We start from the raw sequence: 15,761 nt of genomic DNA on the forward strand, positions 1-15,761 counted from the left end.
AGAAGGAGGTTATCATCATATACGATTCCAAATACTCCTCGGAGTACCCTACAACTATTGAACGTAGGAAAAAGGAGCACATCGAGATTTGCCTACAAGAGGATGTGACAAGCAAAGGTGGAGGAACGGGTTTCCAGCACTATCGCTTTCGTCATCGGGCTTTGCCTGAAATAGATTACGCTGCGATCGATACATCAACTAATTTTGTTGGGCGCGCGATCAAGGTGCCGCTAATGATCAGCTCAATGACAGGCGGTACAGAGGAAGCGGCTCGCATTAATATAAAGCTGGCGGAGGCCGCGGAGAAAAGAGGGTGGGCGATGGGGTTAGGCTCCTTGCGAGCTGCAATTGAACAGCCAGCAACGGCAGCGTCCTATCAAGTGCGCACCTATGCACCGAACGTACCCTTGATAGCCAATATAGGGGCTGTTCAGCTTAACTATGGTTTTGGGATCGAACAGTGCCGTAGAGCAGTGGAGCTTTCCGATGCGGACGCTCTTGTTCTCCACTTGAACGGACTACAAGAGGTGTTCCAGGAGGGCGGGAACAGCAATTTCGGCGGACTATTGCGAAAGATTGAGCAACTATGCAAGGTAGCTGAATTTCCCGTAGGTGTTAAAGAGGTCGGCTGGGGAATCGATGGCGTGACGGCAAGGGCGCTAAAAGAAGCAGGGGTATCTTTTATAGATGTTGCAGGTTCAGGGGGGACTTCTTGGAGTCAAGTTGAGAAGTTTCGTTCTACTAATAATCTGAGTAAAGCTGCCGCTGAGGCATTCGCAGATTGGGGAACGCCGACCGCCCAATGTGTTGTAGAGGTTAGCGAAGCAGCAACTGATACCTATCTCATTGCAAGCGGCGGTTTGGTAAGTGGTGTAGACGCAGCGAAGGCGATAGCGCTCGGTGCGAATATGGCTTCTTTCGGCCGCGCATTACTTGCGCCCGCTGTGCATTCTGAAGCTGAGCTGAACCAATTGCTGGAGCGATTGGAGCTTGAACTGAGAATAGCGATGTTCGGCATTGGTGCTGCTAATTTACAGGAATTACATAGAACAAATCGAATTGTGCAACTGAGGGCAGAATAACGTCGGTATGATGTTGTGATACTCTCAATCTTTTTCCTCAAACTGTCCTGTCCTAATCCATTTTTGCTATAATAAGATATCGAACTAGTAATCATTAATGGCATACGATAGCAGGAGGAAGACCATGGCTGGATATACCCCCATGATGGAGCAATATTTGTCGGTAAAAGCAACGGCCACAGATGCTCTATTATTTTTTCGCTTAGGCGATTTCTATGAAATGTTTTTTGAGGATGCGATAACCGCGTCTCGTGAGCTGGAGATTACTTTGACAGGGCGCGGAGCCGGGCAAGAGGAACGGATACCAATGTGCGGTGTTCCTCATCATGCCGCTGAAGGTTATATTGCTAGATTGATAGATAAGGGCTATAAGGTTGCAGTTTGTGAGCAGGTGGAAGATCCAGCTAGCACGAAAGGTGTCGTAAAGCGTGAAATTGTGCGTATCGTCACTCCGGGTACGGTTATGGATTCCAAAATGCTCGGAGATGCTTCGAACAATTTTATCGTTGGAGCCTCGCAATTAAATGGTCGCTTTAGCATAGCAGCTTGCGATTTGACGACTGGTGAGCTCTACGTCACTTCATTCGCAGACTCAATTGAAGCTATTAAAAGCACTTTAAATGTTTATCGCCCATCCGAAGCGGTTGGTGATGAATCAGCTATTGCTGCTTTAACGGCTGACACGAATTTAACAACACGGAGCTTGCTAACGACTGTTCGTGAAACGGCTGATCTAGAGAAGCTGACAGAGCAATTTCCTGATGAGCAATGGAGCTCCTACGAGCCTGTTCGACAGCAGGCAGTCGCTCATCTGATCTCTTACCTAGATGAGACACAGAAGCGTTCGCTTGCCCATCTTCGATCTGTTAAAGCCTATGATTCGGAATCTTATATGTCCTTAGATGCCTTTACCAGAAGAAATCTTGAGCTAACAGAAACCGTTCGGGACCGTTCCCGCAAGGGTTCTTTATTATCGCTATTAGACCGTACACGTACGGCTATGGGAGCGCGATTGCTTAAGCGCTGGATTGATCAGCCGTTGCTGAACCGGGAAGAAGCAGAGCGCAGATTGGATGCGGTAGAGGCGCTTAATCAGGATTGGATTAAACGCAAGGAGCTTCGCGACGAGCTAGGGGAAGTATATGATCTGGAACGGCTCGCGGGTAGAATTGCTTATGGCACAGCTAATGGTCGTGATCTGAATGCGCTCAAAAATTCCTTGAAACGAATCCCGTCCATTCAAATGCTATGTGAAAGCCTCGAAGCAGAGCCGCTTACTCAGCTTGCTAGCAGGATGGATGCTTGCCAGGATATTGCTGACGCCATTGAACGTGCGATTTCGGATGAGCCGCCTGTCACTCTCAAGGATGGCGGACTGATTCGCCCAGGCTACGATAAGAAGCTCGATGAGCTGCGTGAGGCGAGTCAGAACGGTAAGCAATGGATTGCTGAGCTTGAGCGTCAGGAGCGGGAAGCTACAGGCATTAAGTCGTTGAAAATAGGCTTTAACAAAGTGTTCGGCTATTATCTGGAAGTCACCCGTGCGAATCTCGTCAACCTCCCAGAAGGACGATATGAACGTAAGCAAACACTGGCGAATGCCGAACGATATGTTACACCTGAGCTGAAAGAGAAAGAAGCGCTCATTCTAGAGGCGGAAGACCGCATGTTCGATTTGGAATACGAGCGGTTTATTGCTCTGCGCGATGAAATAGCTGGTCAGATGGCAAGGCTGCAGCGTTTAGCGGAAAGCGTAGCGGCACTAGATGTACTTCAGGCATTCGCTGAAGCGAGTGCGGAACGAAGATATTCTCGTCCAAGCTGGACAGATGGGGAAGGCTATGATCTAACGATCGAGGAAGGTCGCCATCCTGTCGTTGAATCGGTTAACGAGAATGGTGTGTTTATAGCTAATGAGACCTCGCTAACCTCAGCTGATGGTTCCATCCTACTCATTACCGGACCTAACATGGCGGGGAAAAGTACTTATATGAGGCAGGTAGCAATGATCTGTCTGATGGCTCAGATTGGCTGCTTTGTCCCTGCTCGCCGCGCTGTTCTACCGTTTGTCGATCGTATTTTCACTCGTATCGGGGCAGCGGATGACTTGGTCGGAGGCCAAAGCACGTTCATGGTCGAGATGAAGGATATTCAGGTCATGACGGAGCAAGCGACGAAAAGAAGCTTAATTATTATTGATGAATTAGGCCGTGGAACCTCAACAGATGAGGGGATGGCTATAGCGCAATCGGTTATTGAATATGTACATAATCATATCGGCTGTAAAGCGCTTGTCTCGACTCATTTTCACGAATTGGCTCATTTAGAAAGCTCTTTGTCTGGCTTGAAAAATGGCTGTATGGCGGTCAAGGAAAGTGCGGACGGAGTTACCTTCCTTCGCAAGCTAGTGCCGGGAGCCGCAGATTCAAGCTATGGGATATATTGTGCGCAGTTAGCCGGATTGCCAGAAACGATCGTATCACGCGCCTACACGCTGCTTAATGATAATGGGTCCATTAATACTCCGAATATTGTGACTTCACGGGAAGTGGCAACAGCGGTAGAAGCTATCTCTACTCCACCAGTCGCTGCTGCAGCTCCTGCGATCGGCGTTGTTCAATTGTCCATGTTTGCCGACTCTTCGGCACCAGCTAAGTCGCAGAAACCTTCGGCTAACGATAAGCTGCTTGATAAGCTTAGGAAGCTTGACGTCATGAGAATGACTCCTATGCAGGCATTAGAGTGGTTAAACGATGCGAGGAACCAATTAACTGAAAGTGGTGAGCAATAATGAAGCTATTCAGAAGATCGCGAATTTCGCTTGCCCTTTTCCTTTCCTTAGCCATATTCCTTTGTGGAGTTCCTTCCGCTCTTGGAGCGACCGCCAGTCAGCTTCAGGAGGTTCGTGGGCTTCTTGAGAAATATCACATTAGTAAGCCTTCTGAGGAAGACCTCAATTATACGGAAATCAATGCGATGATAGAGTCTCTTCATGATCCCTATACCCAGTATTTCGATGATGCGCAATGGGCGGCATTTAACTCTGCATTAGAGCAAACCTTCGTAGGTGTAGGTATTGTTCTGGCTGAAGATAAGGGTATCGTCTATGTAGAGGATGTCATTGCTGGAGGCCCTGCTGAGGCTTCCGGTGTTCAGGCGGGTGACCTGATTGTAGGCGCAGGTGGTAAGTTATTTAAGAGCACAACGATAGCAGACGTTCAGAAGGAGCTTCGTGGGATAGAAGGCTCTGTCGTAACAATAAGCGTGAATCGGAACGGTAAAGTGTTGAAAATAAAAATAACGCGCAAGCCGATACATCTCCCGGTTGTGACGACACGAATGCTTGACAGCGGTATTGGCTACCTAGCTTTATCAGGCTTTACTTCTGATGCAGGCAGTGAGGTTAAGAGCCAGCTGGCTAAGCTAGAGGAGAAGGGGCTTACTTCATTGGTGCTAGACCTTCGTAACAATGGCGGAGGATATGTGAATGCGGCTCAAGAAATTGCAGGGTTGTTTGTTGAGGAAGGTGTTCTTGCCCATATGCGGGATCGTGATGGGACAGATGAGCCGCTAGAGGTTGAGGGATCGACTAAGCCTTATCCTGTTATTATTCTGGTGAACGGTAATTCGGCTAGCGCTTCTGAGCTGCTGTCTGGAGCCTTGCAGGACTATGGGGTCGCTAAGCTTGTAGGGACTACGACTTATGGTAAAGGTGTCGTACAATCGATTATTCCTGTTAAGAGCGGTGGCAAGCTTAAGGTGACGATTCAAGAATATTTCACGCCTAATGATCGGAAGGTTGATAAAGTTGGGTTATATCCAGATTTGTTCGTAAATGGGGTAGCTGAGCAATTAATTGGCGCTTACCGGTTAGCGGGCGGTGAGAAGATGTCGCTAGTATCGAATAAAGCTAGTCTATCTATTAATGGAGTGAAGATGTCGCAGTCGAAAGCGGTATGGAAGGATAAGAACGTCTGGTACGTCAATATGAAGCTGGCTGCTTCCTTGCTGGAATCCAATTTAAGCTACGATGCGAAGAATCGTTCGATTACGCTCGCGAATGACTCCCAAGCCCAAACTCTTAAGAGCAATGACTCTCATCTGAAAATTATTGATGGAAAGTCGAGTATCGACATTGCTTTACTGAAAAAATGGTACCCAAGCTTGTCCTACTCCGTTGCTGGTGATTCCTTAACTCTAACGGTTAATTAAACAAATTATTATTGGACGTGTATGTCCTAAAGGAGTGAGTCGGTATGGGCATTATCCGTCCCCTCGATGATCATTTGGCGAATCAGATCGCGGCTGGAGAGGTGGTCGAGCGACCGGCTTCTGTGTTAAAGGAATTGATTGAAAATGCGGTCGATGCAGGCGCCTCTCGTATCGATGTATCTGCAGAGGAAGGCGGTCTGAATCTGCTACGTGTGGCGGATGATGGGACAGGCATCCAGCCGGATGATTTACTGCTCGCATTCCAGCGTCACGCGACGAGTAAGATTGCTACAGGCAAGGACCTGTTCCAGATTGCCACTTTAGGCTTTCGTGGCGAAGCATTGCCAAGTATTGCAGCCGTTGCAAAGGTGAAATGTGTTAGTGCAACGGATGATAGCGGCTTGGCTCAGATGATTGAGATTGAAGGCGGCACACTCATCTCCAACAGGGAGACGAATGCACCGAAGGGCACGGAGATGGTCGTTAAGGATATATTCTTTAATACGCCTGCCCGGCTTAAATATATGAAGACGATACAGACTGAATTGGGTCATCTATCCGATGTTATTTATCGCCAAGCGCTTGCCAGACCTGATATTGCTTTTACATTTTCCCATAATGGAAATCTGCTGCTGCGCACACCGGGAAATGGTGATCTCCGTCAGGTAGTCGCAGCGATCTACGGCACATCGTCAGCGAAGGCTATGATTGAGGTAAAGGAAGAGAATCCGGATTACTCGATCTATGGCTTAACCGCGCTTCCTATCGAAACAAGAGCAAATCGCAACGCTGTGACGGTGTTGATCAATGGGCGGTTCGTTCGCAGTCAAGCTGTCGTTCAACCGCTAATGCAGGCGTATCATACGCTCTTACCTTTGCACCGTTACCCATTAGCCGTTATTAATCTGAAAATGCACCCAACACTAGTCGATGTCAACGTGCATCCTGCTAAGCTAGAGGTACGATTCAGCAAGGAGAGCGAGCTGCGCGCTTTTGTCGAGACCGCGATCAAGAATACGGTCAGCAGCGAGGCTTACATTCCTTCCGGGGCTTCGGTTAGAGAGGCTAAGCCGAATGCTTGGGTTCAAGATCAAATACGTTTTCAAGTTCCTCGTAATGAGGCGGTGCAGGAAGAGATTGCGGCCGCCGTTCAATCAGATGAGCCAGCTATTGCTGAGGCAAAGCCGGCTTATGAATTTACGGAAGGGTACCAAGCGAAGCCAGCTATAACAAATGATTGGCCTGCAAAGCAGGAGGAGCGGTCCCGCCCTTCTAATGAGAAGTCATCTTCATATTCGTGGTCGGAGAAGCCTACATCAGACAAGATTCCTGATGATGTTTGGAAAATGGCCTTCGCATCGCCGGAAGTGAAGCCTCAGGTGCCACATTTTCCGGAATTAAGCTGGATTGGTCAACTGCATGGAACTTATATTGTAGCCCAGAACAGCAATGGCTTATATTTAATTGATCAGCACGCAGCGCATGAACGGGTGCATTATGAATATTATTATGACAAATTCGGCCGCCAAGAAGAGGCTAGCCAGGAGCTGCTGCTCCCTGTGACCCTTGAGTTCGCGCCTGATGAAAGCACCGTAATGAGAGGGCGGCTAGCTGCCTTTCAAAGCGCTGGTGTATATATGGAGGACTTCGGTGGCAATACCTTTATCATCCGGGCTGTTCCGCACTGGTTTCCGAGTGGAGACGAGGCGGCGGTCGTTCGTGAGATGGCAGAGTGGGTTATACAGGAGCGCAGTCTAGATCTGCATGTGCTGCGGGAGAAAGCAGCCATTATGTGCTCATGCAAGGCGTCCATTAAAGCTAATCAAGCACTGACTAGAGAAGCGGGAGATAAGCTCTTAGAAAGGCTTGGTGCATGTCGCCAGCCCTACACCTGCCCGCACGGTCGCCCAATCGTAGTCAGCTTCAGTACCTATGAGCTTGAGAAAATGTTTAAGCGGGTGACGTCTTGATCGTAACCACATCTGAGCGTCCGCAAGAGTCTACCGTGGAACGGGCGATTCGTTTGGCAGGCGAGCTGCAGGTGACGTATGTTCCGCGCTCAAACAAAACAATTCGGGCTCTATATACAAAATGGGCTACAGATGAGATCGTTGTCGTCAGCCCAACGGAAGTTAGACTCTTGCAGGAGGGGCAGCATCCATTTTATTATCACCCGAGTATGGCGCTTGTCAGACTTAAACGGCTAAGAGACGGCGGTAACGACACTTTGTTGGCCGTTTCAGGAGCTACCGCAGGTGATAAGGTGCTGGATTGCACGGCTGGCTTATGCTCCGATGCGCTTGTTTTTAGCTACGCAGTTGGGAAGCAAGGTACAGTCGTTGCCTTAGAGGCATCGGATGTTCTTCATATAATTGTCCGTGAGGGGCTGCAAACCTACGAAACGGGATTGCCTGATATCGATGAAGCGATGCGCGCTATACAGGTTGATCAAGGACGATATGAGGATATCCTGAGCAAAATGGACGATAAAAGTGTAGATATCATTTATTTCGATCCAATGTTTGAGAAGCCAGTTACGATGTCGAGCTCGCTTATTCCACTTCGGTCACAAGCGTTCAAGGAGCCGTTAACAGAGGAAGCGGTGAAGGACGCCATTCGCATCGCACGTAAGAAAGTTGTTCTTAAAGATCATCGCGACAGCAGACAATTCGAGCGGCTTGGCTTCAGGCTTGTGCGAGCGTCTGCCTCGTCAGTAGCATACGGGGTGATAGATATTGAATAGTGAAACAGACGATCGTCCTCTGTTGCTCGTCTTGGTAGGTCCAACTGCGGTAGGTAAAACTGCTCTTAGTCTTCAATTAGCTAAAGCCTTAAATGCAGAAATCATTAGTGGGGACTCCATGCAGGTATATCGGAGGATGGACATCGGTACTGCTAAGCTCATGCCTGAAGATCGTGAAGGTATTCCACACCATCTCATTGATATATGTGAGCCGGACCATCCTTTTTCCGTGTCGGAGTTTCAAAGCTTATGCACACAAAAAATTCAAGACATTCATAGCCGTGGACGGTTGCCCTTCATTGTAGGGGGAACAGGGTTATATGTGGAGTCTGTATGCTATGGGTTTCAATTCCAAAATATTGGCGTTAATGAAGCTTACAGAGAACAGATGCGAGCCTTTGCACTCACGAATGGTCCCGAGGCGCTGCATGAACGCTTAGCCGTTATTGATCCGCTTACGGCAGCTAAGCTACATTACAACGATGAAGGCAGAGTCATACGTGCGTTAGAAGTTTTTCATATGACGGGCAAACCGTTGTCCGAGCAGCAGGACCAATCCCGTGGAGATGATAAAAAATCTCCTTATCGTTTATGTATCATCGGATTGACTATGGATAGGGCCGAGCTGTATCATCGAATAGAGCAACGAATCGATGATATGATGGCTGCCGGGTTAGTAGAAGAAGTAAGTGTTTTGCTGAAGGAAGGCATTCCTCGCGAAGCGGTTTCTATGAGAGGTCTTGGCTATAAGGAGATCGTCGCTTATCTAGCTGGAGAGATGGATTATGACGCTGCGGTTGAAATTTTGAAGCGCGATACAAGGCATTTTGCGAAGCGGCAACTTTCATGGTTTCGTCATATGAAAGCATTAGAATGGGTTCATATCGAGAAAGAAGAAAAAATGAGCGAACTTTTTCAAGAGATCTGTGCTATAATAGCAGGAAAGTTTCTGATTGACATTGAATATATTTATTCATAAATATGATGTGGCGATGGGGGTTTACGGCCAATGAACAAGTCCATTAACATCCAGGATACATTTCTTAATCAACTTCGCAAAGACAGCATTCCGGTAACTGTTTATTTGACCAATGGGTTTCAAATTCGCGGTATCGTTCGCGCCTTTGACAACTTCACCATCGTAATTGACAGCGAAGGACGTCAACAAATGGTATACAAACATGCAATTAGCACGTTTATGCCACAGCGTAATGTATCTCTCATGCAACAGGATAGCGGATCTGATAACTGATCCAGAGTTTCCAAGCTACCGGTATTGTGAAACTTTTGCTTAGTAAAAAGCGTCTAACAGAATAGGCCGGCACCTGAGCAACCCTTTACCGGGTTGTTCTTTCTTTATGGAGAGTTGAGCTATAATAGGGTTAAGAAATAATACTTGGGTAAATTAGAGAGTAGAGAGAGTAATGGATAGAAGGGGAGAACAAGATGAACCAGCCTGAAGGTCAGGGAACTATCTCACGAGGCAAGAGCAGCAAGGCTAAAGGGAAAGGAAAGAGCAAGGGACCTCGTAAGGGAAGAAAAAAAGCCGTACTTATTTGGATATTTTTCGTAGTATTATTTGCAATTGTATGTGCGGTAGTAGGTTATTTGCTAGTTATCCTTAACGGTGAACGAATTCTTAGTGCTAATGTAAATAAATTAAACTTAGACAAAGCTTCAGTCATCGTAGATCAGAACGACAAGGAAATAGCCAAGCTGTATGTTTCTGAAGGGAATCGTGAATTTGTTTCCTTTGACAAAATTCCGAAAAAGCTACAGGATGCTTTCGTAGCGACTGAGGACAAACGGTTTTTCGAGCACAATGGTATTGATTTGTTGGGAATTGGTAGAGCTCTCGTGAAGGACGTCATTGCACGGAGCGCCAAGGAGGGTGCGAGCACCATCACCCAGCAGCTCTCTAAAAATCTGTTCCTGAATGCAGATAAGACGATTTTCCGTAAAGGAACAGAAGCATCTATTGCGCTGGCTCTTGAACGGAAGTGGAGCAAGCAACAGATTCTTGAGCTGTATTTGAACCGGATCTATTTTGGTAAAGGACAATATGGCGTAAAGACGGCTGCTAAATATTATTTTAATGTATCTGATTTGGACAAATTGGAATTGTGGCAGATCGCTACATTAGCCGGTATTCCTAAGTCACCAGGTACGTACAATCCGATAAGCAATCCAGAGAGGTCGATGGATCGCAGAGCTGTCGTGCTTAAGCTTATGTACGATCAAGGGCTTATTAGCTTAGAGGAAAAGGAAGCAGCGGCTAAGGTCGTTTATGATATCAAAAAAGCGTCAGGCCAAACAGGTAAATACCTCACTTATGTAGATTATGTGCTAGATGAGGCAATCGAGAAAACCGGACTTAGTGAGGAAGAGCTGCGGAGTGCGGGCTATCGCATTACGACAACGATTAATACGAAGGCTCAAACAGCAATGGAGAATGAATTCGCCAATGCCGAGAGGTTTGAGACAAGTAAGGATGAGAGACTCGTTCAAGGCTCTATGGTCATTATGGACCAGTATGACGGATCTTTAATCGCTATGGTCGGCGGTCGTGATTACCAGATACAAGGGTTAAATCGCGTTACGCAGCAACGTCAGCCTGGCTCATCATTCAAGCCAATCGTAGACTACGGTGCAGCTATTGATACAGGGGATTATTATCCGTGGTCGACGGTACAGGATGTTAAGAAATGTTATGGGAATTATTGTCCTTCGAATTCCAATGGGAACTATTTAGGAACGATACCCATGAAGCAAGCGATTAAAGAATCGCGTAATGCATCTGCAGTATGGCTGCTGAATGAGATTGGAATTAGCAAAGGACTCTCATTCGCGGAGAAGCTAGGAATTAAGCTGGAAAAAGAAGATCGAAACCTTTCGACTGCACTGGGAGGTCTGTATCGTGGCGTAACTCCCGTGCAGATGGTAAGAGCATACGGTGCGTTCGCCAATGGCGGAACTCTTCAAGACCCGCACAGTATCTTAAAGATCGAAGACAGCAGAGGCAAGAAGGTATACGAATACGACGAGTCCAGTGCTACGAGGGTTATGAGTGAGAATACGGCGTATTACGTTACTCAGCTTCTACAGGGCGTCGTACAGAAGGGCGGAACTGGCGTACGTGCTAATTTCGGTGGACGCCCAATCGCAGGGAAGACAGGAACTACGCAGGCTGGTATCCCTAACTTTAAGACAACTGGAAACCGTGATGTTTGGTTCGTTGGCTATACGCCGGAGTGGACGGCTGCAGTATGGTATGGCTATGACAAAACAGACAAGGATCACTATTTGAAGAAAAGCAGTGGTCAGGCTGCAGCCATGTTCTCTGCGGTAATGTCCAAAGCTATGGAAGGCGTGAAACACAAGAGCTTCCCTATTCCTTCGGGCTTGAAGGATGATGAGAAGCTTGCGGGAATTAACGGCTTAATAGCCGCGTATTCCCCAGAGCAGGTGTCCGTCGAGCTTACCTGGTCCCCTGTAGCTAATGAGGGGATGACATACAAAATCTATCGCAAGGTAAACGGTGAAGCAGATTTCAGAAAGATTGCAGAAACCGCTGATCCGTCGTACGACGATTACGCGATATTGCCGGATCAGGTGATAACCTATTACGTAACAGCGTACCAAGCATCCAAGAAAATGGAGAGTGCACCGTCAGAGAAGGTGACTATTACAGTTACGACAGGTCTCGAGGCCACGCCTCCACCTGGAGAAGAAGGTGGGGAGGTTGATCCCCCAGAGGAGTCTGAATCGCCACCAGAGTCACCGCCGATAGAGATTGTAGTTCCTGGGGGAAGTCCAACCCCGAGTCCAACACCGAGCCCTACACCAACCAACAATCCAAGTGAAACGCCAATCGGTGATACACCTGCCAGTCCTCCTGCGGGTTAACGAATTTGATGCTTGATGAGCGTCCCATAAAAGCAGCTGATCTGAAAGACGATCAGCTGCTTTTATTACGTTTGCTGGGGACGCGCTCAACTGGTTCGGAAAGGCAACTTGTGGTAAGCTCTTTATATATTGAGCTGTCTAATCGGCAGCACGGGCATTATCACTAAGGTTGGATAAACGGAAAGGAAAGTAGGCATGAAACGTAAATTTTCCGATCGCGCTAATTGGCGCCGTATATTAAAGAAAAGCTATGCATGTATTCCGATGGATGATGCCCATTTCAGGGGCTTCGTTACTTTGTATCGAATTCACGAGCTACGTGACCCCTTGTGGAAGGAATACAATGGCCGGAGAATGTGTTTAGCTGATAAAGGTTACTTATGGATGCAGCATTTTCCACGGGGAGAGCATTTTGTCGTTACTACGATGTTCGATAACAAAGGTCAAGTCGTGCAGTGGTATATCGATATATGCAAGGTCCAAGGATTAACGGATCAACAGGTTCCGTGGTTTGATGATCTATTTCTCGATATCGTTGTTCTGCCGACGGGTGAAAAGCTGCTGCTGGATGAGGATGAGCTGGAAGAGGCTTTGGATGAAGGGCAAATTACGGCGAAGGATTCTGCGATGGCACAGAAGACGGCGGGAAGACTTATGGAGCTCATTAACCAGAATAAATTTCCGTATTTTGATCTCAGCTTGACTCATAGACGAGTGCTGCTTGATAAGCTGGGATGGGAGAAAGGAACTATTTGATGTACGGGTTTAATAAAGGGAGGGTATCTGCCTCCCCTTCCTTCGCTGTGAGGCCGAGGCGTCCTAGGTGGCTCAGAGCATTATTGTGGTTAGTATTGGTGGGACTGGTTGCGTTCATGACTTGGTGCGGATCACTTTATTACCTGATAACGAGCTACCATGGAACGTCTGAGAACGAGAGTGCTATGAAAGCTGACGTGGGCATTGTTCTAGGTGCCACACTATGGAACAACGCACCAAGTCCTGGCTTACGTGAGAGGTTAGATCAAAGCTTAAAGCTGTACCATGCTGGTGCTTTTAAGCATTTTATCGTAACAGGTGGCTTGGATGACAATGGTGCAACCTTGACTGAAGCAGAAGGAATGCGCAATTATTTGCTCGAGAAAGGCGTTCCTGAACAGGCAATTGAAATGGATACCCTCTCAAGAAGTACATATGAGAATCTGCTTTTCTCACAAGAAATTATGGAGCAGCAGGATTGGAAAACAGCGGTTATTGTTACTCATAGCTATCACGGGTCACGGGCGGAGAACATTGCTAAGAAGCTTGGCTACGATCCTGTTCAGGTTAGCGTGACGGACTCCAAGGTGCTTAAGATGTCCTATCATGTGACACGAGAAATATTAGCTTATACAAAATGGTTAGGTATGAAGCTGTTCCTATGACTAGGGATCGGACGAACGGAATACATTGGTATTGCGGCAAATTCGTCGACACAAGCCATATGGGGTGAAACGTCATGAACGCTAAAGCGAGCACATCGGACGTTAGGGAAGCTTCGGCCGCTCAACAAAGGCCCTCCCGGCAAATTAACGTCATCTTGCGTAATTCGGAGCATGACTCTGTGGCGGGCTCAGCGACTGGAACAGTGGATTCTAATGGGAGCAACAGATTGTTGCCCCAAACCGGGCCATGGGTAGAATGGCAAAAGGAGCTTGACCGGATGGTCGGGCTGGATAATATTAAAGAGCTGGTTTACGAAATATATGCGTTGCTGCAAATTATGCAATACCGCAGTGAAGCGAGTTTGCAGGCTCAAGCCCACGTTTACCATATGATCTTTAAGGGAAATCCGGGCACTGGAAAAACGACGGTAGCTAGGCTGCTTGCAAAGCTATTTCAAAGTATGGGATTACTGGCTAAAGGACATCTTGTCGAGGTTGAACGGGCAGATCTTGTAGGGGAGTATATTGGGCATACAGCGCAGAAGACACGAGAGCTTGTCAAAAAGTCACTCGGCGGTGTGTTGTTTATAGACGAAGCTTATAGCTTGGCGCGTGGCGGGGAGAAGGATTTTGGAAAAGAAGCTATCGATACTTTGGTCAAGGCGATGGAGGACTACAAAAATCAATTTGTGCTCATATTAGCTGGATATACGTTAGAGATCGATGCTTTTATTATGACCAATCCCGGACTTCCTTCGCGATTTCCTATTCAGATGGAGTTTCCCGATTATACGGTTGATCAGCTCGTCCAAATTGCAGAAGGAATGACTAAGGAACGGGATTATACGCTGCTTCCCCAAACCTTGTTCAAGCTCCGTCAGCTTCTTATACAGGAGAAGACAGAATCCATCTACGATTTTAGCAATGCCAGATATGTACGAAACGTATTGGAGCGGGCAATTCGCTATCAGGCCGTTCGTTTGCTTTCCCAGTATCCATCGGTTTCTCCTGGTAGACAGGAGCTCATGGCGCTACGACCGGAAGACGTTCGCAGTCTTTAAGTTTACATAGAGAGAGGGTCATGTTGATGAGACAAAGCACGTATGAAACAGGCACAGCAGATCGCGAGAAAGCGATATTGGTTAGTCTTGTAACGGATAAGGTCAAAAGATCAGGCGCCGATCCTGAGCATTCGCTGGATGAGTTGGCATCGTTAGCGGAAACGGCAGGTGTTGAGGTTGTTGATTCTATTATGCAAAATCTAGAGGTTCCTGATAAGAAATATTTTGTAGGTAAAGGAAAAGCGCAGGAAATTCATGCATTAGCCGAGGAAACAGGAGCAACGACTGCGATATTCGATCAGGAGCTGTCTGGCGCACAAGTCCGCAATCTAGAAGAAACATTGGATATGAAAATCATCGACAGAACGCAGCTGATCCTAGATATATTCGCAGGTCGCGCCAAAACCCGAGAAGGTATTTTGCAGGTCGAGCTGGCGCAGCTTTCTTATTTGCTACCAAGGCTATCTGGACAAGGGAAAAATCTGTCTAGACTAGGCGGCGGTATTGGAACAAGAGGTCCAGGGGAAACGAAGCTGGAGACAGATCGTCGTCACATTCGGGATAGAATTACGGAGCTTAAGCGTCAACTGGATACTGTAACTGCTACTCGCAACCTTCACCGCGAGCGCCGGCGTAAAGCCGGCGTAGTGCAGGTAGCGCTTGTCGGCTACACGAATGCGGGGAAGTCTACTTTACTTAGGCAGCTAACGGAAGCGGATGTGTTGGCAGAAGATAAGCTCTTTGCTACATTGGATCCAACCTCACGCAATCTGATCCTGCCGAGCGGCAAAGAGATTATACTTACGGACACGGTTGGTTTCATCCAGAACCTTCCTCATGATTTGGTTGCTGCATTTCGCGCCACGTTGGAGGAGGCGGGGGAAGCGGATCTGCTGCTGCATGTCGTAGACACCTCATCTCCGATGAGAGAACGGCAAAAAAAGGTCGTTGAAGAGGTACTGCAGGAGCTTGGCGCGGGCGGGACGCCCATACTTGTCGTTTATAATAAAATTGATGTAAGCTCTGAGGAAGCCTTGTCTATGCTTTCCGGAGGGCAGGATACTATTCGTGTGAGCTCCTTTAATGACCAGGATATGCTGCATTTAAGGGAAGCAATCGAGGACAGAATATTGGGCGATGTCGCTCTATTCCGAATTCCGGCGTCTCGTGGAGATTTGGCAGCGCTCGTATACAGGGTCGGAGAAGTCATTGAGCAGGATACGGAGGAGGATTTACTTCTTCTAACAGTGAGAGTAAATCCGACCGATATGGAGAAATCAGGGCGCGCACTAGAGCCCTATCGTGTAGTAGAGCAAGAGGCTTAGTTTATAAGGCG

The 15,761-nt window shown here is 47.6% G+C and carries 12 protein-coding genes; all 12 read left to right on the plus strand.

What is annotated here, in order from left to right; translation table 11 throughout:
• Nucleotides 1-56 precede the first annotated feature (56 nt).
• The 12 genes from fni (at nucleotide 57) to hflX (ending at nucleotide 15,750) form a co-directional block, all read left to right on the plus strand.
• The gene (fni, locus tag KCTCHS21_RS14930) at nucleotides 57-1,082 is read left to right on the plus strand and encodes a type 2 isopentenyl-diphosphate Delta-isomerase (RefSeq protein WP_331872354.1); all 1,026 of its coding nucleotides are present in this window, start codon (nucleotides 57-59) and stop codon (nucleotides 1,080-1,082) included.
• Between the two features lie 124 nt (nucleotides 1,083-1,206).
• Complete coding sequence (gene mutS / locus KCTCHS21_RS14935) at nucleotides 1,207-3,873, plus strand: DNA mismatch repair protein MutS (protein ID WP_130609662.1); 2,667 nt, start codon at nucleotides 1,207-1,209, stop codon at nucleotides 3,871-3,873.
• Nucleotides 3,873-5,294, plus strand: a complete 1,422-nt coding sequence (locus KCTCHS21_RS14940) for a S41 family peptidase (protein ID WP_130609665.1) — start codon at nucleotides 3,873-3,875, stop codon at nucleotides 5,292-5,294. The genes mutS and KCTCHS21_RS14940 overlap by 1 nt, the downstream gene beginning before the upstream one ends.
• Nucleotides 5,295-5,338: 44 nt before the next feature.
• Nucleotides 5,339-7,264 (plus strand): DNA mismatch repair endonuclease MutL, encoded by a 1,926-nt coding sequence (gene mutL, locus KCTCHS21_RS14945; RefSeq protein ID WP_130609668.1) that lies wholly within the window; start codon nucleotides 5,339-5,341, stop codon nucleotides 7,262-7,264.
• A complete protein-coding gene (locus KCTCHS21_RS14950) occupies nucleotides 7,261-8,037 on the plus strand; it encodes a class I SAM-dependent methyltransferase (RefSeq protein WP_130609671.1) in 777 nt (258 codons plus the stop codon). Before mutL ends, KCTCHS21_RS14950 begins: the two co-directional genes overlap by 4 nt.
• Nucleotides 8,027-9,016, plus strand: coding sequence for a tRNA (adenosine(37)-N6)-dimethylallyltransferase MiaA (gene miaA / locus KCTCHS21_RS14955; protein WP_130609673.1), 990 nt, complete (start codon nucleotides 8,027-8,029; stop codon nucleotides 9,014-9,016). The genes KCTCHS21_RS14950 and miaA overlap by 11 nt, the downstream gene beginning before the upstream one ends.
• Before the next feature lie 30 nt (nucleotides 9,017-9,046).
• On the plus strand, nucleotides 9,047-9,289 hold the full coding sequence (gene hfq / locus KCTCHS21_RS14960) for an RNA chaperone Hfq (RefSeq protein ID WP_120974560.1): 243 nt from the start codon (nucleotides 9,047-9,049) through the stop codon (nucleotides 9,287-9,289).
• 194 nt (nucleotides 9,290-9,483) lie between these two features.
• Nucleotides 9,484-11,943 (plus strand): transglycosylase domain-containing protein, encoded by a 2,460-nt coding sequence (locus KCTCHS21_RS14965; protein ID WP_130609675.1) that lies wholly within the window; start codon nucleotides 9,484-9,486, stop codon nucleotides 11,941-11,943.
• Nucleotides 11,944-12,138: 195 nt separating this feature from the next.
• Nucleotides 12,139-12,699 (plus strand): ribonuclease FAU-1 family protein, encoded by a 561-nt coding sequence (locus KCTCHS21_RS14970; protein WP_130609677.1) that lies wholly within the window; start codon nucleotides 12,139-12,141, stop codon nucleotides 12,697-12,699.
• Nucleotides 12,700-12,782: 83 nt separating this feature from the next.
• Nucleotides 12,783-13,364 (plus strand): YdcF family protein, encoded by a 582-nt coding sequence (locus tag KCTCHS21_RS14975; RefSeq protein WP_232058200.1) that lies wholly within the window; start codon nucleotides 12,783-12,785, stop codon nucleotides 13,362-13,364.
• Between the two features lie 74 nt (nucleotides 13,365-13,438).
• Nucleotides 13,439-14,425: an AAA family ATPase gene (locus tag KCTCHS21_RS14980; RefSeq protein WP_130609679.1), complete on the plus strand. Its 987-nt coding sequence runs from the start codon at nucleotides 13,439-13,441 to the stop codon at nucleotides 14,423-14,425.
• A gap of 26 nt (nucleotides 14,426-14,451) precedes the next feature.
• Entirely contained in the window at nucleotides 14,452-15,750 is a 1,299-nt protein-coding gene (hflX, locus tag KCTCHS21_RS14985) for a GTPase HflX (RefSeq protein WP_130609681.1), read from the plus strand.
• Nucleotides 15,751-15,761 lie beyond the last annotated feature (11 nt).

The sequence above is a fragment of the Cohnella abietis genome (assembly GCF_004295585.1).
Taxonomy (GTDB): domain Bacteria; phylum Bacillota; class Bacilli; order Paenibacillales; family Paenibacillaceae; genus Cohnella; species Cohnella abietis.

Coding starts and splice junctions, on each gene's coding strand:
- mutL (WP_130609668.1), top strand. CDS start 5,339: ATGGGCATTATCCGTCCCCTCGATGATCATTTGGCGAATCAGATCGCG.
- hfq (WP_120974560.1), top strand. CDS start 9,047: ATGAACAAGTCCATTAACATCCAGGATACATTTCTTAATCAACTTCGC.
- KCTCHS21_RS14970 (WP_130609677.1), top strand. CDS start 12,139: ATGAAACGTAAATTTTCCGATCGCGCTAATTGGCGCCGTATATTAAAG.
- mutS (WP_130609662.1), top strand. CDS start 1,207: ATGGCTGGATATACCCCCATGATGGAGCAATATTTGTCGGTAAAAGCA.
- hflX (WP_130609681.1), top strand. CDS start 14,452: ATGAGACAAAGCACGTATGAAACAGGCACAGCAGATCGCGAGAAAGCG.
- KCTCHS21_RS14965 (WP_130609675.1), top strand. CDS start 9,484: ATGAACCAGCCTGAAGGTCAGGGAACTATCTCACGAGGCAAGAGCAGC.
- KCTCHS21_RS14980 (WP_130609679.1), top strand. CDS start 13,439: ATGAACGCTAAAGCGAGCACATCGGACGTTAGGGAAGCTTCGGCCGCT.
- KCTCHS21_RS14940 (WP_130609665.1), top strand. CDS start 3,873: ATGAAGCTATTCAGAAGATCGCGAATTTCGCTTGCCCTTTTCCTTTCC.